We start from the raw sequence: 21,810 nt of genomic DNA on the forward strand, positions 1-21,810 counted from the left end.
CGGGCCGGGCCGGTCTCCACCGGCACCGGAGGAGGGGCCGGCCCTCCGCGGCACCGGGGCGGCTCCGTCCGCGTCGGCGGTCGGCGGGCATCCGGTAACGTCGGTGGCGTCGGCCCGCGGCGGCAGGATGAGGGAGAAGAGGGAAGAGGGGACCATGCGGACTCGGCCCGTGCTCGTCTACGACGGAGACTGCGGTTTCTGCAGCACCTCGGTGAGGTTCGCCGAGCGGTACGTCCGCCCCCGCTGCACGGCGACGCCGTGGCAGTTCGCGGACCTGGAGGAGCTCGGCGTGACACGGCGGCGCGCCGAGCACGAGGTCCTGTGGGTCACCCCGGCCGGGACGGTGTACGGCGGATCCCGGGCCGTCGCCAAACTCCTTCTGGGCTCACCCGGGGGATGGCCGGTCCTGGGGGCGGTGCTGACCCTGCCCCTCGTACGGTGGGCCGCCCACGGCGTCTACCGGCTCGTCGCCGACAACCGCCACCGGATGCCGGGCGGCACGGCGGCGTGCGCGCTGCCGGCCCGGCGCGGCACGGACGGGTAGTCCGGCCCCCCGCGGAGGCGGGGGAGCGGACCTCGGGCCCCCACGGGGACCGGGCGCAGGCCGCCCGGTCACGGAGCGCCCCCGTTCCGCCGGGCCTCGGCGGGGCGGCCGGTCTCGGGCACCCCGCCCAGGTCGGCCGCCTCCCCGGTGGGGGAGGGGTCGGGGCCGAGCCACTGGCAGAACAGCACGGTGGCGTCGTCCTGGAGCCGGTCGCCGTGGTACTCGAGCACCGCGTGGACCACACGGCGCAGGGTCTCCGGGACGGACAGGCCGTCGGCGTGGTGGCGGATGAGGAGGTCGGTGAAGCGTTCGATGCCGAACCGGGGGCCGCCCGCGCCGCCGGCCTCGACGATGCCGTCGGTGTACAGCACGACGCGGTCGCCGGGCTGCAGCTGCTCGCGGCACACCCGGCTCTCCAGCCCCAGACCGGTGCCCATCGGATGGGCGGGAGGGCACTGCGGGTGGGCGACCCACCGCCCGTCCCGGATGATCACCGGCGGGTGGTGGCCGCGGTTGACCCACGACAGCACCCCCCGTGCGGGTGTCCAGGGCGGCCAGGATCCCGGTGACGTAGCGCCGCTGGTCGTACTGCTCGATCAGCTCCGCCTCGACGGCCTCGCCGCAGGCGACCAGGCCGCCCCCCTGGCGCCGGGTGTTGCGGCAGGCACCGACGGCGAGGGCGGCGGACAGGCCGGCGGCCGTGTCGTGCCCCATCGCGTCGAAGACCGACAGGTGGACGACCGGGCCGTCGGTGGCGTAGTCGAAGGCGTCGCCGCTGATCCGGTACGCCGGCTCCAGCGCCCCGGCGATCACCACCCGCCCGTCGGCGTAGACGCGCGGCGGCATCAGCTTCCACTGCATCTCCGCGGCGACGTTCAGCGGCTCGACCCGCTCCAGCCGGGCCAGGAGGTCGCTGCTCTCCCGCCTGCTGTGGAGGATCAGCGCGATCAGCGAGGCCAGCCGCTCCATGGCCTCCCGCGCCCGGTCGTCGTCGTGGACCGCGGTGACCCGCAGCACGCCCATGCGCTCGGTGCCGTCCAGCACCGGTACCCACCAGTCGCGGCCCCCCGCTCCGGCGGGTCCGGCGGGCAGGATCCGCCCGTACTGGAAGGCCCTGCCCGCCACCGTGCCCCGGACGGGCAGCCGCCCCCGCCGGCCCTCGGTGCCCGCGCCTTCCCCGGGCAGCAGCCGCAGCACCCGCCGTTGCAGGTCGCACAGGTAGATCAGCACCCGGGGGAATCCCGCCCCCGCGGCGTTCTCGCGGATTCTGGTCGGCAGTGCCTCCAGCGGCATCAGATGGCTGTCCGCCAGCAGGCCCGACAGCATCCGCCACCCGCCCGCATCCCTGTCCGCTCCGGACGAAACCACATCACCCTCCCGGCAGGATCCGGGTGCGTCCCGGCGGGCACACCCGTGTCCACCCGTCACGACTACCCCTGATCACCGCTCCCGACCACGTTCGCGCCGACCCGGTCGCGCCCCGGGGAGGAGGGCTCCGGCCCCCGGCGGGCGGGCCGACGGGGGCGGGCGGCGTGCGCCCCTCCTACCAGGCCCGCATCGGCTCCCCCTCCACCGCCTGCGAGACGAACCCGTCCGGGCCCTTCGCCGGCTCGCCCAGGACCGTCACGCGGTGCATGACGCGGTCGACGTCCAGGTGCGCGAAGTCGGTGGGGGCGAAGTGGCAGGTGCTGCGGTTGTCCCAGAAGGCGATGCTCCCGGGCTCCCAGCGGAAGCGGACGGTGTACTCGGCGCTCGTCAGGTGCTGGAAGAGCAGCTCCAGGAGGTGGCGGCTCTCGAGCTCGGTGAACCCGGTGACGCGGGTGGTCGAGCCGGGGCTGACGAAGAGGGCCTTCTCCCCGGTCTCGGGGTGGACGCGGACGACCGGGTGGACGGCGACCTGCGGGTCCTCGCAGTAGATCCTGAGGATCGCGCGGTCGCGTTCGTCGGAGTGGCGCAGGTTGACCGCGGTGAAGAAGGCGTGCTCGGCGGTCAGCCGGCCCACGAACTCGCGCAGCGGGGCGGAGAGCCCCTCGTAGGCCGCGACCGTGTTGGTCCACTGGGTGTCGCCGCCGAAGGCCGGGGTCTTCTCGGCGCGGAGGATGGACATGTCGGGCGGGTTGACGTACTGGGTGAGGTCGCTGTGCCAGCCGGCGAGCGGAGAGGTCCACTTGCGGCGGTAGTGCTCCTCGAAGTCGGCGCCGTAGCGCTCGGTGTCGGCCTTCGGGTCGACGGTGAGGATCTCCGGGTGGCCCTCGGGGTGGACGCCGTGCTTGCCGCCCTCGCGCCGGGTGAGGGCGCCGAAGCGGCGGCCGAAGGCCACGTGCCGGGCGTGGCCGATGTCCTGGCCGCGGAAGAAGACCACGCGGTGGGTGAGGACGGCCCGGCGGATCTCGGCCACGGTGGCGTCGTCGAGCTCCTCGCGCAGGTCGACACCGGAGATCTCGGCTCCGATGCGGCCGGCGACCTGCCGGACGGTGATACGGGTGAACTCCACGGTCTGGGACACGTCGTTGCCTTTCACAAGCGGGTACACAACTGGTCACACCACCCGCGTCGGGGGTGGTCAGCTCGCGTGCGCCACCCACTGCATCCACAGCGGGAGCAGCAGCAGCGCGACCACCGAGCTTTTGACGACGAGGGCGGCGGACAGATCGACGTCGACGTCGTAGCGCTGGGCGAAGATGAACAGGTTCTGCGGCGCGGGCATCGCGGCGATCAGGACGAGGTAGTGGAGCCACTCGTCCCGGACGTCGAAGAGGTAGCGGCACACCGCGAAGGCGAGCAGGGGGAAGGCCACGCACTTGAAGGCGATGAGCCGGATCTCCTCCGCGGTGGTGCCGCGCACCTGCAGGCCCGTGCCGCCCAGGTGCAGGCCGAGGGCGAACAGCGCCACCGGTGAGGCGCTGTCGCCCACGAACGCGAAGCCGTCGAGGACCACTCCGGGCAGTTCCACGGGCAGCAGGTTGAGCGCGATGCCGGCGTTGCAGGCGATCACGACCGGCGTCGTCAGGGAGGCGGTGACGGCCGTCGTGAGCCGCCTGCCCGGCCCGCCGGTCCGGTCCGGTCGGCCCAGTTCCATGATGGAGATGACGACGAGCGACAGGACGCAGACCTGGAAGAGCAGCACCGGGAAGATCGGGGCCGCGTTCCCGAACAGCATGATGAACACCGGCACGGCGAAGTAGGCCGTGTTCACCTGGACCCCCGCCATGATGCGCAGCGCGATGCCCCGGGGGTCGCGCTCCCCGAAGGCCCGCGCCAGCGCGCCCACCGCCACGACCGCGAGGACCGCCGCGGCCGCGTAGCCCGCGATGGCCCTCCAGTCGAACAGGGCCGCCAGGTCGCTGCGGTAGATGTTGCCGAACAGGAAGCACGGCACGGCGAAGAGGAAGGCGTAGTCGGCGAAGACCTTGGAGCTCTCGGCCGGCACCACCTTCCTCCTCGCGAGGAGGACCCCGCATCCGAAGGCCAGCACCACCGGCGCCAGTTTCTCCAGAGCCTCTACCGCTCCCATGCACGCACCCCTGCTCTCACGGCCCCCCTGGCGGGGCCTCGTCCTGCACGGTGACGGTTACCGCCGCGCCCACACGTTCGGCACGGTCACGTCACTGCGGCCCTCGATCATCTCCCGGTATCCGGTGATCAACTTCCGGATGACGCCGTTCCCGCCCGGGTCGTAGCGGTACCCGTCGATCCGGGAGACGGGGAGGATCTCGCAGGCGGTGCCGCAGACGAACGCGCCGTCCGCCTCGCCGGCGAACGCGGGCGGCAGGTCCCCGACGGTGCACGCGATGCCCTCGCGTTCGGCGATCGCCAGTACGCAGGCCCGCGTGATGCCGTCGATGGTGCAGCGGGTCGTCGGGGTGTGGAGCGCGCCGTCCTTGGTGAAGAACAGGTGCGCGCCGGTGGCCTCGACGTAGTTGCCGCCGTCGTCGAGCAGCAGGGCGTCGTCGAAGCCGGCCCGCAGCGCCTCGTTCTTGCTGACGGTGCCGATCATGTAGTTGCCGGCCGCCTTGCTCTTGACCGGCGCGTACTCCGGGCCCGGGCGGCGGTAGCGCCCGGTGACCAGGGAGATGCCCGTGTCGAGCGCGTCGGCCGCCGCGTAGTAGCCCTCCGGAAGCTCCCAGGCGGCCACCGAGGTGTGCACGGACGTCTTCAGCGCCGCGGTCTGGATGATCTCGGAGCCGCGCCAGGCGTTCATGCGGATGTAGCCCTCGGTGATGCCGGCCTCGGCCACCACCTCCAGGGTCGCCGCGTGCAGCGTCCCGTCGTCGTACTCGAGGTCGAAGTCGAGGATGCGCGCCGAGGTGCGCAGCCGCGCGACGTGCTCGGCCAGCATGAAGGGCCTGCCGCCGTAGACGCGGACGCCCTCGAAGATGCTGGACGCGTAGTGGAGGCCGTGGCTGAGCACGTGCAGCTTCGCGTCGGCCCACTCCACGAGGCGGCCGTCGTACCAGATGCTGCCGGTGCGCTGGTCGAAGGGTGTCACGGTGCCTCCTCAGAGCGCGAGGTCGAAGAGCGGGTGCTGCAGGTCGCCGACGAGGGCGATGAAGCGCCGCTGGTGGTGGGTGAGGCTGCGCACCGACACGCCGTGCAGGGCGAGGCGGTTGATGGGGTACATCACCAGGGTGTTGGCCTCGTAGGGGATGGTGGCGACCTCCTCGACGTACTGCGGGTCGATGTCGAAGCGGTTGTCGCCGTACTCCGAGGCGCTGGTGTAGAACTTGTGCGCCTCGGTCCGGTACCGGTACAGCACGAGGTCGCCGCCGACGGCGTCGTCCTCGGGCAGGCGCATGTAGAACAGGCCGCCGTAGAGCTTGTACGGCTTGTCGACGTGGGGCCCGCGGTAGGCGGAGGGCTTGCCGGTGACGGCCGAGTTGATGACGGCCGTGCAGTCCAGCAGGATGTCGTGGGTGTCGAAGCCGTCCCGGTGGCGGCGGCCGACGCGCAGGTCGCGCAGCGGCCCGACGGTCTCCTCCGCCGCCGGCAGGTTCGCCAGCAGGTCCTCCTGGAAGAGGTCGAGGAACTCCTCGTAGAACGCGGGCGAGGCGTGGTAGGTGACGAAGTCCTTCCACACCCGGGCCATCGTCTCGTCGCCGAGGATCAGCTCGGACATGTAGTTGTAGCGCTCGTTCGAGGTGATCGGCTTGCCGATCTTCCCCCCGATGTACTCGGCGGTGGGCATCGACTTCGACAGCGCGTTGTACAGCTCCTGCGGCAGCGCGTCGCGGACGACGACGTGGGGGAACGGGTTGCGGCGTATGTCGTCCTTGGTGACGTTGGCCAGGAGCGAGGTGATGGCCGGGCCGGTCCCGGGGGCGTGCGTCATGATGGCGTCTCCTTGGGGTGGTGTGGGTGCCTACGGGGACGGGAGTTCGTGGTCGCGCGCGGAGAGCCAGGTCTCCAGCACCAGCAGCGACCAGAGGGCCTCGGCGGCGTGCGCGCCCGGACTCTCGGTCTGCAGGCGGAACAGGTCGTGGACGGCGTCCCTCCGGACGTAGTCGCGGCAGCGGGCGCCGGAGCCGAGGAGGACGTCGCCGACCATGTCGTACAGGGCCTCGCCCGGCCTGATCATCGCCGTGATCGGCAGGGTGAAGGGCTGCTTGGGCCGGTTCACGATGCTCTCGGGCACCCAGCGGCGGGCCGCCTCGGCGACCGGGGCCTTCACCGTGTCCCCGGCCACCTTGACGGCGGCGGGCAGGGCGTGTGCCAGGCGCACCACGGCCGGCTGGAGGAACGGGATGCGGGCCTCCACCGAGTGGGCCATGCTCAGGTGGTCGACGCGGCGCAGGATGTAGTAGGGGAACCGCTCGAACTGGTCGTAGCGCAGCAGGGTCTCCAGCTTGCCGTGCCGGCCCGCGCGCACCCGCCGGTCGAGCTCGTCGCCGCTGCGGTCGCCGAAGAAACCGCCGGCGGCCCCGACGAGCGCCAGGTGGTCGGGGGTGTAGAGCCGCTGCAGGGCCGTCGTGCCGACGGCGGCCATGGTCCCCTGGTACGCGCGGTGCCAGGTGGCGGAGGCGTCCCGGTCGGCCTTGACGAAGCGGGCGTACCCGGCGAACAGCTCGTCGGCGCCGTCACCGGTCAGCGCCACCTTGAACCCGGCCTCGTGCACGGCCTCGAACAGCGCGAAGGTGCTGAGGCTGTGCGGGGCGTTGTTGGGCTGGTCGAGGTGGCGGACGAACCGCTCGACGAGCGCGGGGAACCCGGCGGGGTCCAGCAGCACCTGGTGGTGCCTGGTGCCGCAGTGCCGCGCGGCCTCGGCGGCGAAGTGGCGCTCGTCGGCGGGCCAGTCGCCCTCGTAGGCGATGTTGAACGACGCGACGCCGGAGACCTGCTGCGCGGCGAGCGCCGTGGTGTAGCTGGAGTCCAGCCCGCCGCTGGTGATGACGCACACCGGGACGTCCGCGTCGAGCATGCGGGCCATCTCGTCGCGCAGCACCCCGTCGAGCATCTCCGCGGCGGCCGCGACGGTCGGCGTCCCCCCGGGCCAGTCCGGGTCCGCCGGCTCCAGCGACGTGCGGCGGACGGACAGCCGCCCGTCGGCGAACCGCAGCACCGACCCGGGCTCCAGGGTGTGCACCCGGGTGTAGACGGTGCCCGGACCCCAGACGGCCCTGCCGCCGAGGTACCGGTCGACGGCGAGCGGGTCGAGTTCGTCGGGGAAGTCCGGGAAGCGGCTGAGGGCCCGCAGCTCCGAGGCGAAGCACAACCGCCGGCCGTCGGCGGACCGGTAGTAGTACAGCGACTTCATGCCGGCGTGGTCGGTGAACAGCTTCAGGCACGGCTCCTCGCGGCGGTCGACGATCGCCACCGCGTACATGCCCTCCAGCCGGGAGACGAACGCGTCGCCGTACAGCTCGTACAGCGGGAGCAGGACGTCGCCGTCGCAGTCGCCCTCGAAGGAGTAGCCCTCGGCCGCCAGTTCGGCGCGCAGCCGCCGGTGGTTGTAGATCTCCCCGTTGAAGACGCAGCACAGGCCGTCGCGCGCGAAGGGCTGGTGACCGTGGGCGACGCCCTGGATCGCGAGGCGGTTGTTGCCCAGCGCCCAGCCGTCCCCGAGCCGTACGGTCTGCTCGTCCGGGCCGCCCGACCGCATCGCCCCCGCGACGCGGTCCAGCACGTCGCGGCGCGGGGTCTCGCCGCCGAAGGAGCCGTAGACGCGGCACACGGCTCACACCTCCGTTCGGGGGACGGCGCCGGCGGGCTCCAGGGCGCGGCCGGCGGGGCTCTGACGTGCGGCGGGGTGGTGGCGGTCGAGGAACTCGACGACGATCTCGACCTGCCGCAGGATGTCGTCGAGCTGCGCCGCCGTGGGGTTGACCCCGTGGCCGTCCAGGGCGCTGTTGCCGGTCTTGAGGTAGACGGGCGCGGCGACGCGCACGATGTCGGCCGCCTCGTAGGTGCGGATGAAACCGCCGGACGCCTTCGGGTTGTCCACGTGGCAGTCCAGGGGGATCGCCACCGCCTGGCGCAGCGCCGCGATCATCGGGATGGACAGGTCGCGCACGGGGTTGAAGCTGTTCGCGCCGAGCATCTCCAGCATCTGGGCGGAGGCCGGGTTGCCCTGCCCGCAGTGCGCGGAGACCTTCAGGTGGACGTCGGCGGGCAGGTCGCCGGCGGTGCGGAGCCTGCCGAGGACCCACAGCAGGCCCTCGTCGTAGACGACGAACCCGCGGACGCCGAGGTCGATGCCGCGTTTGACGTCCTCGATGGCGCGCACCAGCTGCTCCTGGCCGCGCAGCCGGTAGCCGATCCGGGAGCCTTCCGGGGTCTGCACGCCCGCGCCGACGTCGTGGACGGCGCGGGGCCCGACGGACATCAGGATCTCCGCCCCGTACTCCTGCCCGAGGGCCACGTAGTCGGCGATCTCGCGGGCGGTGTGCCGGTACATGCCGCGCGTCTCGGTGATGCGGTTGACGGTGAAGCCGCGGCGGCGGCTCTCGGACAGCAGCGTCCGGGCGGCCTGCGGCGAGTTGACCGTGGGCACCTCGATGCGGAAGTGGCAGCCGTCGGGGAAGACGGCCTCGGACCCCGCGGTGCAGGGCGGGTCGCCCTCGGGCAGTCCCATCCGGGCGAGCTGCTCCCGGGTCCGGGCGTAGAACGCGGTCATGGCCGTCACCTCGTCACCTCGATACCGAGTAGGTCGGCCGTGCGGCCGACGATGTCCTCGGCGATGCGTATGGACGTCTCGCGGTCGGGGTGTACGACCTGGACCTCGCCGAAGTTGCCGAGGTTGCCCCGGCAGGGAAGGAGCACGTCGCCGTCGGGGAACCGGACGGTGAACGCGTGCAGGCTGTCGCCGTACTCGGCCGCCCAGCCCAGGTCGGGCACGCGGGCCGGTTTCGGCGTGAGCTCGGCGGCGCCGAACCAGCGGACGGTCGCGTACCGGGAGAACGCGGGCGCGGCGGGCTCGATCTCCTCGTCCAGGTGGACGCGGACGAGGAGTTCGAAGATGTCGCCGCCGCCGGCGAGCGTGAACAGGTTCGGCAGGCAGGACCCCATGATCCGCGGGTTGACCTCGATGAGGCGGGGCGTGCCGTCCTCGCCGAGCATGACCTCGACGTGGAAGACGCCCAGCCGCAGGCCCAGCGCGCCCACGACGGCCTCGGCGAACTCCATGACGCGGTCGTGCTCGTCGGCGCCGATGCCGGCCGGGATGGTCGTGCCGGTCTCCAGCGCCTCGTGCCGGTGCCAGGTGGAGCGCTCGCTGACGGCCAGGCGCAGGAACCGGCCGCGCGCCAGGCCGATCTCGGCGGAGAGGAACCGGCCGCTCAGGTACTCCTCGACGAGGACGCCGGCCGCGTACGCGTCCCCGTCCCCGGCCCGGTGGAGGACCTCGCGGAGCCGCTCCTCGTCCGCGACCACGTGGGCGCCCTCGCTGCCCGACCCCCGGGCGGGCTTGACCACGACGGGGTACCCGGTGGCGGCCGCGAACGCGGCGGCCTCGCGGAAGCCGCCGACGACCGCGTGCCGCGTGGTGTCGACCCCGGCGGCCGCCAGGACCTCCCGGCAGCGGTTCTTCTGCTTGGCGGTCTCGGCGGCGCGCGCGTCGGTGAACGGCACGCCGATCTCCTCCGCGATCCGGGCGACGGGCACCACGAGCGCGTCGACCGTGGCCACGAACCCGTCGATCGGCCGCCGCGCGTGGACGGCCAGCACGCACTCGCGCAGGGCGCCGGGGTCGGTGGCGTCCTCCAGCACGTGGACGCGGTCGACGAAGCGCGCGTACGGGGAGGCGTCGAAGTCGACGTTCTGGGACTGCTCCATCGCCAGGGAGCGGACGAGCGTCACGTGGTGGCCGAGCCTCTTGGCGGCCTCGAACGCCGGGGCGTTGCCGGCCTTCCAGGTCACGAACACCACGTGCTTCGGGCCGTCGGGGCGGCCGCTCCGGTCCTGCGGGTGGGTCATCGGGTCCTCCTCGCGAATCGCTGGCCGATCCGGACGTATCCGGGGACGTCGGTACCGGGGACGGGGATGAAGGAGATGGAGCCGGCGAGGACGTTCCTCTCCGACATGGAGCTGAAGCCGCCCGCGCCGGACAGCACCAGCTCGCCCTCGTCCAGGTGGAGCCACGTGCCGTCGGGCCGCCGCTCGGCGTACTCGTAGCGCAGGTGGTCGGCGCCGTGCAGGACGTTCAGGCGGTAGCCGTCGGAGGCGTACAGGCCCACGCAGTCGTCGAGGTCCATCTCGAAGGGCCGCCCGGTGCGGATGAGGCCCTCGCCGGTGAGGGACCGCAGCAGGTCCTCGTACAGGCCGAACGCGGGGTAGGCGTTGGCGAGCAGCAGCAGGAAGGAACGTTCCTCCGGGAAGATCTGGATGAAGTTGTGGTGGCCGCTGCCGTTGGAGTTGAAGCCGAAGGCGGACGGGCCGAACATCAGCCACCCCAGTCCCCAGGCGTGCATGAAGTGGTGGCCGGGGACGGGGACCTGGGGGGTGCGCATCTGCTCGGCGAGTTCGGCGGACAGCAGGCGCTCACCGCTCGGGGCGACGCCGTCGTCCAGGGCGAGCCGGGCGATGTTCGCGAGTTCCTCCAGGGTGAGGCAGACGGAGAACGAGCCGGCGGCGTCGTCGGCGACGGTCTGCCTCGGCGGGTCGTGCCGCACGTAGCGCTGCGCCTGCTCGTTCCACAGGTAGCCGACGGAGACCGCGCCCCCGTAGTGGCCCCCCTCGACGAGGGACTCGGGGATCTCCCTGATGCCGAGCGGGACGAGCATCAGCTCGTTGACGGCGCGCCGCCAGGGCACGCCGAGCAGCTTCTCGATCAGCGCGGCGACGATGGAGGTGCCCACCGCCGAGTAGGCGAAGACCTCGCCCGGGTCGAAGAGCTGGCCGTACCGGTCCAGGGTGTCGATGTAGGCGTCGAGATCGGGCAGGTCGGTGTCGTGCCAGACCTCGTAGGAGTCGTCGACGCCGCTGGTGTGCGACAGCAGCTGGCGCAGGGTCACCCGGACCGTCTCCCCGCCGCGGCGGCGGAACGCCTGCGGCAGCAGCCCGTCGAGGGGCTCGTCGAGCCCCAGCAGGCCCCGGTCGACCAGGCGCAGCGCGACGAAGGCGAGCATGGGCTTGGTGATGCAGGTGACGCGCTGCCGCGTGGCGGGCCCGTAGGCAGCCCCCGTCTCCGTGTCCGCGACGCCGTGGTACGCGTACTCCGGCCCGTCGCCGAGGAACACCGCCGCCCCGGCCCCCGGCACCCCGTGCCCCCGGGCCGACTCGCGCAGCGTCTCGGCGACGGCGCGCAGCCGCGCCTCGGTGCCGCCCGCGGTGCCGTCCGCGGGCACCCGGGCGCGCTTCCGGCGCAGCAGCGCGGCCTGCTCGGCGAGGGTGCGGTGCTCGTAGACCTCGGCGACGCGGACGGGCCGGCCGGCCGTGTCCGAGAGGCGGGCCGCCAGCAGGTTCGCCAGCAGCGAGTGCCCGCCCACGGAGAAGAAGTCCAGGTCGGACGAGATGTGCGCGAGGCCCAGGAGGTCGGACCAGACGCGGGCGACGGCGAGTTCGTCGGGGTCGTCGCCGGAGAGGCCGGCGGGCGCGCCGGGCACCCGCTCCAGGGGCCGGGCGGCGAGCGCCTTGCGGTCGACCTTGCCGTTGGGCAGCTGCGGCAGCCGGTCCTCCAGGACGATCGCGGAGGGCTGCATGTAGTGCGGCAGCGCGGCCCGCAGGTGCGCGCGCAGCCCGTCGGCGGAGACGGTGCCGCCCTCCAGGCCGACGTAGCAGACCAGCCGGGTGTCGCCGCCGGTGCGCACGGCCAGGGCGGCCACGTCGCGCAGACCCACGGCCTCCCTCAGCACGGACTCGATCTCGCCGAGCTCGATGCGGAAGCCGCGCACCTTCACCTGGTTGTCGCGGCGGCCCAGGAAGCGGAGTTCGCCGTCCTCGGTCCACCGGGCCAGGTCGCCGGTGCGGTAGAGGCGGCCCCCCGGCACCGGGCCGAGGCGGGCCGGGGCCGGCACGAAGGCGGCGGCGGTGCGCTCGGGGTCGTTGATGTACCCGTCGGCCAGGCCGGCACCGCCGAGGTGGAGCTCGCCCGTGGCGCCGTACGGCACCAGCCACCCGCGGGCGTCCAGCAGGTACGCCACCGTGTTGGGGATCGGCACGCCGATGGTGGGTGCGGTGGCCGTGGGGCCGGTGAAGCACTTCCAGGTGGAGTACGTGGTGTCCTCGGAGGGGCCGTAGAGGTTGTGGAGCCGCTCGACCCGGGTCCTGTCGAAGGCGGCGTTGACGAGCTCCTTGGACAGCGGCTCGCCCGCCACGTTCAGCACGCGGGTCGTCTCCGGCACGGCCGCGCGCTGCAGCAGTACGTTCAGGGCGCTGGGCACGGTGTTGACGAGGGTCGGGCGCAGGTCCTCGTCCTCGGTGAGCGCGAGGACGTTGTCGACGACCACCACGCACCCTCCGCGGGTGAGCGGGGCCCACAGCTCGTACACCGACAGGTCGAAGTTGAGGGAGGTGGAGAACAGGACACGGGCCAGCTCGGCGGGGGCGTAGGCGTCCTCCGCCCAGGCGAGGAGCGCGGTCACGTTGCGGTGGCTGATCACCACGCCCTTGGGCAGGCCGGTCGAACCGGAGGTGTAGATGAGGTGCGCGGTGGCGGCCGGGTCGACCGCGAGGCCCGGGGAACGGCCGTCCTCGGCGGCCGCCTTCTCCCACAGCTCCCCGAAGGGGACGGCGGTCGCCGGCAGGCCGGCGAGCCAGTCCGGTGCGGAGTCGCCGTCGTGCACGACGGCGGCCATGTCCGCCGTCGCGGCGATCGCCCTCAGGCGGTCGGCGGGGTAGGCCGGGTCGAGGGGGACGTAGGCGCAGCCCGCCTTGTGGACGGCGAGCAGCAGGGCGACGCTGCGGTGGGTGCGGGCCAGGGAGAGGCCGACGCGGGAGCCGGGGCGGATCCCGCCCGCGGCGAGGGCCCTCGCCAGCCGGTTGGCGTGCTCGTCGAGCCGGCGGTAGGTCAGCACGGTGCCCCGCCACTCGACCGCCGGGGCGTCCGGCGTGCGGGCGGCCTGCGCCTCGACGAGGGCGTGCAGGGGGGTGTCGGAGGCGTACGGCCGCGCGGTGCCGCTGACGCCGGACGTCAGACGGCGCTCCTCGGCCTCCGACAGCACGGTGAGGTCGCCGACGGGCGCGTCGGGGCGGCGGGCGGCGTCCCCGAGGAGGGCGGAGAGGTTGGCGGCCATCCGGGCGACCAGGGCGTCGGAGAAGAGCGCCGGGTCGTGGTGGAGGGCGAACCGGGCCCCGGCCGCGGTGGGCCGGGCCACGAGGAGGAGGGCGAATCCACCGGGGACGGCCCCGGTGCCGTCGTCCTCGACGTACCCGGCGCGCAGGCCCGTGCCGAGGTCGGCCGGGACGCCGGGCGCGGCGGTGCGGGCGGCCTCGCGGTACCGGGCGCCCAGGCCGGACGCCAGCGCGGAGAAGGCGACGTCCTCCGCGAGGTGCGAGCGCACGGCGACCGGCCGGTCGACGGGTGCGCCGCCGGCCCCTCCGGCACGCGCCAGGGCGATGTCCTGCTGGCCGCTGTAGCGGTGCACGAGCACCGTGAACGCGGCGGAGAAGAGGTCCGAGGGGTCGAGCGCCGCCTGCGGGCCCGGCCCGTCGACGGACCAGACGTACGTGCCCGTCGCCGCCCCCGCTGCGGCACCGCCGGCGGTGTCCTCGACGGGCAGTTGCAACGACGGTGCCGCGCCCGCCCCTTCTCCGGTGGATGAGACGGCAGAGATGTCGTCCACGGTCATGAATCCCCTCGCCGATTTTCCTTCGTCTGCCGCGCCGGATGCCGGAGCACCGCCGTACGGGCATGTCGAATCAACTGACACGAAAAGTCTTCCTCGATTCCCGTGGCGGCGTTTCCCGCGACCGTCTCCGTCAAATGGTCCGGCAGGGGGCGGCGCGAAAAGCGTCAGGGGAATATCTGGTCGGAAAAGACAGGTGGAATTCCGGGTGGAACGGCCCCGCGGAGCGGTTCCACCGGTTCGCGGCCGGCGCCCTCAGGCCGCGACGGGGTCGGGCTTCGCGTTCCGCCGGGCCCGGGTCACGACGAGCGGCATGGCCGCGCCGACGAGGGCGAACCCGGCCGCCATGACCGCCCAGCCCACGGCGCCGTACTCGATGACGAGCCAGGTCAGCAGGGCGGGCGCGATCATCTTGCCCATGTCGGCCCCCATCGCGTACGTGCCCTGGTACTGCCCCTGGGCGTGCTCGGGCGCCAGGCCGAAGGACATCCCCCAGCTGCCGGCCGACTGCCGGACCTCGCCCAGGACGTGGGCCAGGGCCCCCGCGAGCAGCAGCGCGCAGGCGAGCGCCGGGGAGGCGCCGTCGGTGAAGGCGAAGACCACGCAGGCGGCCGCGAGGCACAGCGAGCCGGATCTCGACGCCCTGGCGGCGGCCGACGGTTCGTCCGTGCCGCGTGCCGCCCTGACCTGGAGCAGGACCACGGCGATCGTGTTGGTCAGCAGGATCGCGGCGATCACCCAGCGCGGCGCTCCGGTGTGGTGGAGCACCCACAGCGGCAGCACCACGTCGAGCAGCAGGTTGTGCATGGACAGCAGCCCGTCCAGCACGACGAAGGCCAGGTAGGGCCGGTCGCGGAGCACGATCAGCGCGGGCCCGGGACGGGCGGGCTGCGGTGCGACGGCGGGCAGCAGCAGCGTGAGCAGTCCGGTGAGCAGGTACGTCGAGGCGTTGAAGACCACGGCGAGCCGGTAGGCGCCGACCGAGTCGAGTACGAGGAGCAGACCGGCCAGGGCGGCGCCGACGGAGACGCTGACGTTGCTGGTGGCCCTGAGGTAGGCCCGGACGGACACCCGGTCCGCGGGCGGCACCAGGCCGGCGACCATGGCCATCCGGGCGCTGCGGCTGGCGCTGTACGCCACGGCCTGCACGCTCACCAGCAGCACGTACGGGCCGAACCCCCGCACGAAGAGCAGGCCGGCGGTCAGCGGTCCCAGCGCGAGGAAGGACCAGATCTGGACGGCGCGCGGGCCGACCCGGTCGGCCAGGTGGCCCGTGGGCGTGCTCACCGCCAGGGCGACGCCGGCGGCCACGCCGACCCCGATGCCGAACTGGCCGGGCGAAAGGTGCAGGACGGTCGTGGCGTAGATGGCGTTCAGGGCCATCCACAGCCCTTGCCCCAGCGTGTGCACGAGGGTGATGCCGGTCAGGGTGCGCGCCGGTCCGCGCGGCGGGAGAAGGCGGCTCAGCATGACCGGACCGCACCACCGCGTCCGGAACCGGAACTCCGGCCCGGGATCCGGCGTACGAGCCGGTCCCCTTCCGTTCTGCATATCAGAATTTCCGACATGCCCCCCTGCCCCCTCGTTCGAAGCCGCCGCTGCGGCATGACCCGGGAAATTCCCGCGTCCTCGAAGCCAAGATCGTCGGCTTCGTGAGGTCCATCGAAACCGTGTACGGGTTGTCGTGTCCAGATAAATTCACTGTGACGCTTGTCACAGGCTAATCAATATTCCATGCGCAGCTGTTTTTGGGAAAAATTTTTACAGAGATGTCAGTCATATCCGGTTTACCGGCGAGTATGGTTTTCCCCGTGCCGTCACGGTGCGCTTCCGCACCGCCCCGTGGCGGAGCCGGAGGGCCGCTGGCCTCCGGCCGACCCCGCCGGGTGCCGGCGCCCCGGCCGCCTCCGCGCCGTACGCGGGCCGGGCCCCGCGCGCCCGCCGCATGCTCCGTTCGCACCAGCCGCGATGGCGCGCGCCCACGGGGCGGGCGACGGTGGGAAGGCGCCGGCCGCTCCGCCGGCGTCCCCACCACCGAGCGGCGAGGGAGCCGGAACATGTCCGAACGCAACACGATGCTGCGCGCTCTGCACGACGTGGGGCTTGCCGCCTGGTTCGGCGGCTCCCTGATGGGCGCGGTCGGACTGAACGGCGCGGCCCGCGACGAGGGAGGGACGTGGACCGCGACCGCGCGCATCTCCAGCTCCGGCTGGGCGAGATGGACGCCGGTCAACGCCGCGGCGATCGCGGCCCACCTGATCGGCTCCGCCGGACTGCTGGTGGTGAACGCCCCGCGGGTCGCCGCCCAGCAGGGCGTGGCCGCCTCCACGCTCGCCAAGACGGTGCTGACCGGCGCCGCCCTCGCGGCCACCGCCTACAGCAGGGTGCTGGGCAAGAAGATCGAACTCGCCGCCTCCTCGGATCCGGAGGACGTCCGGAAGGCCGCCGAGCACCCGATCGACACCGACCGGGCCCAGCGGGGCCTCACCCGCATGCAGTGGGCCGTCCCCGCTCTGACCGGCGGCCTGGTGGTCCTCACAGCCCTCCACGGCGAGCAGCAGCGCCCCGCCGAACAGGCCCGGGGCATGCGGCGGCGCATGCGGTCCACGAGTCCCGCCGCGAAGCGCCCCGCGGCACACCGGTGCACGGCCGGCTGACCTCCGGCCGCCTCGCGTCCTTCCCCCGTACGGCCCGGCGGGCACCGGGAACGGAGAGGCGGGCGGCCCGGGGCGACCTGAGCCGTCACGCGAGCGGCCCCGGGGCGTCCGCCCGCCGGCGCGACCGGGTGGACGCGTCGCCGCCCCGCGCACTCCGCCCCGGCCCGCCGGCGTCCCCCCGCGGTGACGAACGGCCCCCGTCGCCCGCCGCCCGCCGCACGGAGCCGCCGGACGGGTGCGGGGCCGCCGCCCGTGTCACACCGTGCGGGGCGACCGGCCGGCGACGAGCAGGCGGTGGCCGTGGTCGACGGAGCCCCGGGCCGGCGGCCCGCCGTGGCGGCGGCGCCGACCCCCGGGCGAGCCCCGTGGCCTCCCTCACCGGCGGGGGCCGCGCCCCCGGCGGGCGGGAAGGCCTGCTCCGCTCAACGGCCGGCCACCCGCCTCACCCCTGCTTTCCCCACCCACCCCTCCCCGCCGCGACGGAGACGCCGGTGGGGAGGGGCCGGGCCGCGCCGGGTCAGCCCCGCCCGCGGAGGTCCCGTCCCAGCCCGAACCGAGCGGCCGTGCGATCGGCCAGGTCGGAGACGGCGGTCGTCCCGTCGGTCACGAGGGTGTCGAGTCCGTGGAGCGGGACCTGCTCGCGCACCTCCTCGTCCCAGAGGGCGTCGCGGGCCAGGCGCTCGGCGAGCGCCTCCGCCGGGTCCCCACCGCCCCGGTTGGCCCGGGCGCGAACGGGATCCGCGTAGCGGACGGCGAGTGCGTTCTCCCTGAACCCGGGGGAGGGCAGGAGGAAGACGGCCCGGTCGGGCCGGCGCAGCGGCGGTGCCAGGCCGCGGGGGAGGACCCCGAAGTAGTCGACCAGGACGACGCGGTCGTCGGGCAGGGCGAGGAGGTCCTCGACGGGGAAGCCGGTGGTCTCGCCGTACGGGCTCGGCATGGCCTGGAACACCTGGCGCGCGGTGCGGTCGTGCCACAGGGCTCCGGGCGGCAGGCCCCGCAGGGCGGCGGGCGGCGAGGTCCGCCGCGGGGAACACGCGGCGGACCTCGCCGCCCGCCGCCCGCGCCCACTCCTCCCCGCCCGGGCGGGGAGGACGCACGGCCGTCGTTCGCGGATACGCCGACCGCGACCACCCCGGCACGTCCGGGGAGTTCACCGGCGGCGGGGCGATCAGTCGTTCGCGTCCTCGTCGAAGTCGTCCTTGCACGCCTCGCGTTCGCTCTGCGTCTCGGCGTGCTCGACGCAGTCGCTGAAGTTCCTGAACTCCTTCGAGTCGAAGAACGACACGCCGATCGCGACGATCACCACGGACGCGACCAGCCCCAGTGCGCCGAGTACCGCCCCGGCGATCGACATCCCGCCGTGCGGCGCCCGGCCGCCGCGTGCCCTGCGTGCGCCGACGACGCCGAGGACCAGCGCCGACAACCCCAGCACGACACCCCCGAAGACGGTCCAGAAGAGGAGGAGCGCCGCGACGCCGAGGACCAGCGCGGCGATCGCCAGACCGTTGCCTCCCTTCACGTCGGTGTCCGGGCGCGGTCGCGCGTGGCCGCCGGGGACCTGGGGGCGACTGGAAGAGGACATGCCGTCACACTCGTCTCTGTCACGTCACAACGGGCTTCCGTACGCGTCCCCTTGTGCCCCGACACCGACGGCGCATGTCCGCCTCGCCCCGGTGCGGTACGGGACCGCGGTGGCGCTGTGCGGACGCGGCGCGCACCGTTCCCGGCGGGCGACGGCCGCGCGGGGAACGGTCCGCCCTGCGGGTCGCCGCACGGTCCGATGGCCCTCCGGGTCCTCGAACGGCCCCGGCGGCCGGCGCGCGGACGGGTACGCCGGTCCGCAGGGTGACCGGCCCCTTCGCCGTCGGGGTGGGGGGACGCGGCGGCGGGGCGGAGCGGGCCGGACAGGCCCAGCCGCGGGCGCGTCACCGCCACCGGAGCACGACGTCCCGCCGGCAGGGCGCCGAGGGCCGTGCCGGCCACCCGTCCCCTCCGGGCGGACCGGGCCCTCGGCACCACACCGCTGCGGCGTGCGGCCACCCCGACCGCCCGCGGGCGTGCCCGCCGGCGCTCAGCCGGCCCCGCCGAGGACGGGCACCAGCGGTCGGCGGTCGGTGAACAACCCGTTGACCCGGTGCGCGGTGGCCTCGTCGAGGAAGTACAGGTTCACGACCTGGCCGCCGTCCCCCGTCCAGAAACGCCACCCGTCCCGTTCCAGATCCTCCATCAGGTAAGCGACCACGAGCATGTCCGCCCAGTCGTCGTGCACCTCGGCGCTCCAGCGCCGCGTCCGGCCGTCGACGGTGTACTCGATCCACGCCTCCCCCGACCCGAGGTCGACGTGGTCGCGCAGATCGGTGAAGGCGTCCGGACGGCCGGCGATCCGGCACAGCTGGCGGGCGATCCCGGCGTACGCGCCGGGACCGTGGACGCACTCGGTGTCGAAGTTCCACGCGCGGTCGCAGAACCACCGCCCCCAGGGCTCCCGCTCCACCTCGGCCCCCAGGAGGGACATCAGGACTTCGTACGGCCTGCGCTCGAACAGGTCGCGGGGCAGGGAGTGCAGCAGGTCGTCGACGGTCCTGCCGGCGGCGAGCGGTAGGCCGAGCTCCGCAAGCCGGGATATCTGCGTTTCGAGTTCCACAGCGGCCGATCGTAGTGTCCGCCACCGACGGCGGGGCATCCCGCGCAGATCCTCCGCGGGCGGACTCCGGTGAACCGCGGGACGGGCGAAGGGGCGGGGCGAAACCGCCGGCCGCGCGGTCCTCCACACGGCGGTGGGACCCGGGGGCCGTACTCCCGCCGCCCGCCCGGGGAGGTCCTCGACCCGGTGCCCGGACGGCCCGTACGGGAGCACCCGTCGGCGCCCGGGGACCGCCGCCGGCCCGCCGTGCGGCGGTCCGGCGGGAGGCCCGGGGGCGGGCGCGGCACCCGCGCCCCCGGCCCACCCGCGCCCCCGGCCCACCCGCGCCCCCGGCCCACCCGCGCCCCCGGCCCACCCGCGCCCTCGGCCCGCCGGACGGAGCCGGCGGGCCGGGCGGGGCCTACCGGGAGGAGGGTCCGACCTCGTCCGTCGTCAGCGGGGCCCGCGTGACGGTGGGCTCCGCCTCGAACTGCTCGGCCCCGGCGTTCCCGGCCCCCGGCCGGGTGCGCCCGTTGATGTCGGTCTTCGTCTGGGGGAAGGAGTCCGGTACGCGCACGACGGCCGGGACCTTCAGGGACTCCCGGGTGAGGCGCAGCACCCCCGCCGCGTCCGCCTTCAGCCGGGGGTCGGCCTCCACGCCGCCGGAGCCGGGGAGGTCGCCGCGCGACTTGCCGACCACGTTGCCCCGCCAGGTGAAGTCCTTGGCCGCGGGCACCTGTACGGCCTTGCCGTCGGAAACCAGGATGTTCCCGGTCACCACCACCGCCGACGGCGGCACGTCCCCGCTCTTCACCCGCAGCGCCGCCTGCCGCCGGTGGCGACCACGGTGTTGTGGACCACGAGCGTCCTCCGGGCCGGCAGGTGCTCCTTCCCGTGGTCCCCGGGCCCGATGATCAGCTGGCCCTCGCCCTGGAGGTGGTTGTTGAACACCTCGTGGTCGTCGCCGTAGACCCGGATGCCCGCCGTCCCGAGCAGGAAGTTGCCGCTGACCGTGCTGTCGTTGCCGGAGCGGAGCACGATCGACCCGCGCGTGCCGCCGGTGACCGTGTTGTTCCGCACGACGTTGCCGGAGCACTTGACGGAGACCACCTCGTCGTCGCCGTTGGCCGCCAGGAAGAGGTTGCCCTCGATCACCGCGTTGGCGACCGCCGGTCCCTTCACCCCGTAGCCCAGGCGGATGGCCTCACCGCCGTTGCTCCCGCCGAACCGGTGGTCGTGGAAGAGGTTGCGGTCCACCCGCACCCGGCGCGCCACGGTGTCCCCGGGGCCGTCGATCTGGAGGAAGACGCCCTGGGAGGACTTGTGCCGGAAGGCGTTGCGGTCCACGCGGGTGTCGTCGGCGGTCACGATCAGCCAGGTGTTCTTGCCGGCCGGCTCGTCGAGCTCGAAGAGGTTCCGGGTGATCCTGATGTGCCGGGCGGTGTGCGCCACCGTCAGCGGGGTGCGCTGCCGGAACTGGAACCCCTGGATCACCAGGTGCTCGGCGCGGCCGAAGGCGAAGCTCGCGGCCCCGTCGAAGACGGCTCCGCCACGGCGGGCCGAGGCGATGGTGATGGGTGCTTCGTCCGTACCGGCGGCCTGGAGCACCACCGGCTTGTCCCAGTCGTAGTTGCCCGGAGCCAGTTCCACGCGGTCACCGGGCGCGGCCTTGCCGAGCGCCTTCAGCAGCGCCTCGGCACTGTCCACCGGGATGGTCCGGCCGGTGGCAGCGGCCGAGGTGGCGCCGTCGTCAGCGGACGAGGTCGTGGTCATCGAAGTTCCCCTGCGATCTGTCGTGTCCGCCCGGTGTGCGGGCGGGTCGGCGCGGCGCGGGCACCGCGCCGCTTCTGCGGTCTTGCGTCTTCACTGTCTCTGTCGGTGGTCCGCCGACGCGCCGGGCACCGTTCGTTCGCAAGGGGAGTGTAAGCGTCGCACAGGTGTGCGGGCGCTTCCGGGTCGCCGGGCAACCGCGGTGGAAGGGGGGCCAGTTGGTCTGGACCGGAGCACCGAGGGGGCGGCGCCCCCTTCCACCGCGGTGGTGACGGGGAGCGGCCCCGTACGGGGGGCGAGCGCGGGACGGGTACCGGCGGTGGACCCCGCCCCGAACCCGAACGCCGGATCCCGGACCCCGGAGGTTCGAGCGGGCGGGTGCGGCGCGCGTGCGGCGGACGGCCGCCCACGGTGGGGCGGGGGACCGCGAGCAGCCGGCGACGCCGGACCCGAGCGCCGGCCGCGCGTCGCCCGAGAGCCCGGACGAGCCCCCACCCCCTCCTCCGGCGGGTCGTGTTCGACGCCGGGCCCGTGTCCGTGCCGCCGCCACCCGATCGCCGGCATCCCACGGGGCGCCCCGGCCGCCGACCGGCGTTCCCCCGCCATCGGCCGCGGCGTGACCACGGGGATCTGCGGGGTACACGGGGACCATGTTCTTCTTCAGCAATCGGATCGGGTGCCTGGGCTCCCTGCTCATCAGCGTGGTGGCGACCGCCATCCTGTTCATGATCTTCTCTCGTTGATCCGGTCGCCGGCTCCCACGGGCGCGGTGCCGGGGAACCGGCCCGGCCCCCCGGGGAGAGCGCGGCCGGGAGCGGTGGTCACCCGCCCGCGCGCCCGGCCGGGGGCCCCGTTCCCCCGCTGCTCGCCCCCTCGCCCCGGCCACCCTCGACGGCGATCGCCTCGACGCGTTCGCGGAAACGGGACGGTGGCGGAAGGCTCCCCCGCCGCCCGCGGAACGCCCGGCCGGCGACGCGGCGCGTCGCCCACCGGCCGGCC

At 74.1% G+C, this 21,810-nt stretch carries 16 protein-coding genes and 1 pseudogene; 2 read left to right on the forward strand and 15 right to left on the reverse strand.

Translation table 11 applies throughout. From position 1 onward, the window contains the following. Positions 1-154: 154 nt before the first annotated feature. A complete protein-coding gene (locus tag LUW75_RS23930) occupies positions 155-544 on the forward strand; it encodes a thiol-disulfide oxidoreductase DCC family protein (RefSeq protein ID WP_250337459.1) in 390 nt (129 codons plus the stop codon). A 68-nt stretch (positions 545-612) separates the two neighbouring features. Here LUW75_RS23930 and LUW75_RS23935 read toward each other — a convergent pair. The 10 genes and pseudogenes from LUW75_RS23935 to LUW75_RS23980 all read right to left on the reverse strand — a co-directional run bounded on the left by LUW75_RS23935 (position 613) and on the right by LUW75_RS23980 (position 15,231). Next, positions 613-1,870 (reverse strand): annotated as a pseudogene (locus LUW75_RS23935) (PP2C family protein-serine/threonine phosphatase). A gap of 217 nt (positions 1,871-2,087) precedes the next feature. Further along, positions 2,088-3,050: a TauD/TfdA dioxygenase family protein gene (locus LUW75_RS23940; protein ID WP_250337460.1), complete on the reverse strand. Its 963-nt coding sequence runs from the start codon at positions 3,048-3,050 to the stop codon at positions 2,088-2,090. A gap of 57 nt (positions 3,051-3,107) precedes the next feature. Next, complete coding sequence (locus LUW75_RS23945; RefSeq protein WP_250337461.1) at positions 3,108-4,058, reverse strand: AEC family transporter; 951 nt, start codon at positions 4,056-4,058, stop codon at positions 3,108-3,110. Between the two features lie 57 nt (positions 4,059-4,115). After that, positions 4,116-5,033: an aminotransferase class IV gene (locus LUW75_RS23950; RefSeq protein ID WP_250337462.1), complete on the reverse strand. Its 918-nt coding sequence runs from the start codon at positions 5,031-5,033 to the stop codon at positions 4,116-4,118. Between the two features lie 9 nt (positions 5,034-5,042). Then, the gene (locus tag LUW75_RS23955; protein ID WP_250337463.1) at positions 5,043-5,873 is read right to left on the reverse strand and encodes a hypothetical protein; all 831 of its coding nucleotides are present in this window, start codon (positions 5,871-5,873) and stop codon (positions 5,043-5,045) included. Between the two features lie 30 nt (positions 5,874-5,903). Continuing rightward, entirely contained in the window at positions 5,904-7,712 is a 1,809-nt protein-coding gene (gene asnB / locus LUW75_RS23960) for an asparagine synthase (glutamine-hydrolyzing) (RefSeq protein WP_250337464.1), read from the reverse strand. A gap of 3 nt (positions 7,713-7,715) precedes the next feature. Then, positions 7,716-8,654, reverse strand: coding sequence for a U32 family peptidase (locus tag LUW75_RS23965; protein WP_250337465.1), 939 nt, complete (start codon positions 8,652-8,654; stop codon positions 7,716-7,718). A gap of 5 nt (positions 8,655-8,659) precedes the next feature. Then, on the reverse strand, positions 8,660-9,952 hold the full coding sequence (locus tag LUW75_RS23970) for an ATP-grasp domain-containing protein (RefSeq protein ID WP_250337466.1): 1,293 nt from the start codon (positions 9,950-9,952) through the stop codon (positions 8,660-8,662). Further along, on the reverse strand, positions 9,949-13,764 hold the full coding sequence (locus LUW75_RS23975; protein ID WP_250337467.1) for a non-ribosomal peptide synthetase: 3,816 nt from the start codon (positions 13,762-13,764) through the stop codon (positions 9,949-9,951). The genes LUW75_RS23970 and LUW75_RS23975 overlap by 4 nt, the downstream gene beginning before the upstream one ends. 252 nt (positions 13,765-14,016) lie before the next feature. Next, positions 14,017-15,231: an MFS transporter gene (locus LUW75_RS23980; RefSeq protein ID WP_250337468.1), complete on the reverse strand. Its 1,215-nt coding sequence runs from the start codon at positions 15,229-15,231 to the stop codon at positions 14,017-14,019. 587 nt (positions 15,232-15,818) lie between these two features. Here LUW75_RS23980 and LUW75_RS23985 point away from each other — a divergent pair. Beyond that, on the forward strand, positions 15,819-16,418 hold the full coding sequence (locus LUW75_RS23985; RefSeq protein WP_250337469.1) for a hypothetical protein: 600 nt from the start codon (positions 15,819-15,821) through the stop codon (positions 16,416-16,418). Positions 16,419-16,935: 517 nt separating this feature from the next. On the opposite strand, the gene LUW75_RS23990 is transcribed toward LUW75_RS23985, so the two are convergent. The 5 genes from LUW75_RS23990 to LUW75_RS24010 form a co-directional block, all read right to left on the reverse strand. Further along, positions 16,936-17,355 (reverse strand): hypothetical protein, encoded by a 420-nt coding sequence (locus LUW75_RS23990; RefSeq protein ID WP_250337470.1) that lies wholly within the window; start codon positions 17,353-17,355, stop codon positions 16,936-16,938. A 231-nt stretch (positions 17,356-17,586) separates the two neighbouring features. Then, positions 17,587-18,000: a DUF4190 domain-containing protein gene (locus LUW75_RS23995; RefSeq protein ID WP_250337471.1), complete on the reverse strand. Its 414-nt coding sequence runs from the start codon at positions 17,998-18,000 to the stop codon at positions 17,587-17,589. A 489-nt stretch (positions 18,001-18,489) separates the two neighbouring features. Beyond that, positions 18,490-19,062: a hypothetical protein gene (locus LUW75_RS24000; RefSeq protein WP_250337472.1), complete on the reverse strand. Its 573-nt coding sequence runs from the start codon at positions 19,060-19,062 to the stop codon at positions 18,490-18,492. A gap of 400 nt (positions 19,063-19,462) precedes the next feature. Continuing rightward, on the reverse strand, positions 19,463-19,855 hold the full coding sequence (locus LUW75_RS24005) for a hypothetical protein (protein WP_250337473.1): 393 nt from the start codon (positions 19,853-19,855) through the stop codon (positions 19,463-19,465). Beyond that, complete coding sequence (locus LUW75_RS24010) at positions 19,852-20,814, reverse strand: polysaccharide lyase 6 family protein (RefSeq protein WP_250337474.1); 963 nt, start codon at positions 20,812-20,814, stop codon at positions 19,852-19,854. Before LUW75_RS24010 ends, LUW75_RS24005 begins: the two co-directional genes overlap by 4 nt. Positions 20,815-21,810: the final 996 nt, after the last annotated feature.

The sequence above is a fragment of the Streptomyces sp. MRC013 genome (genome assembly GCF_023614235.1).
GTDB lineage: Bacteria > Actinomycetota > Actinomycetes > Streptomycetales > Streptomycetaceae > Streptomyces.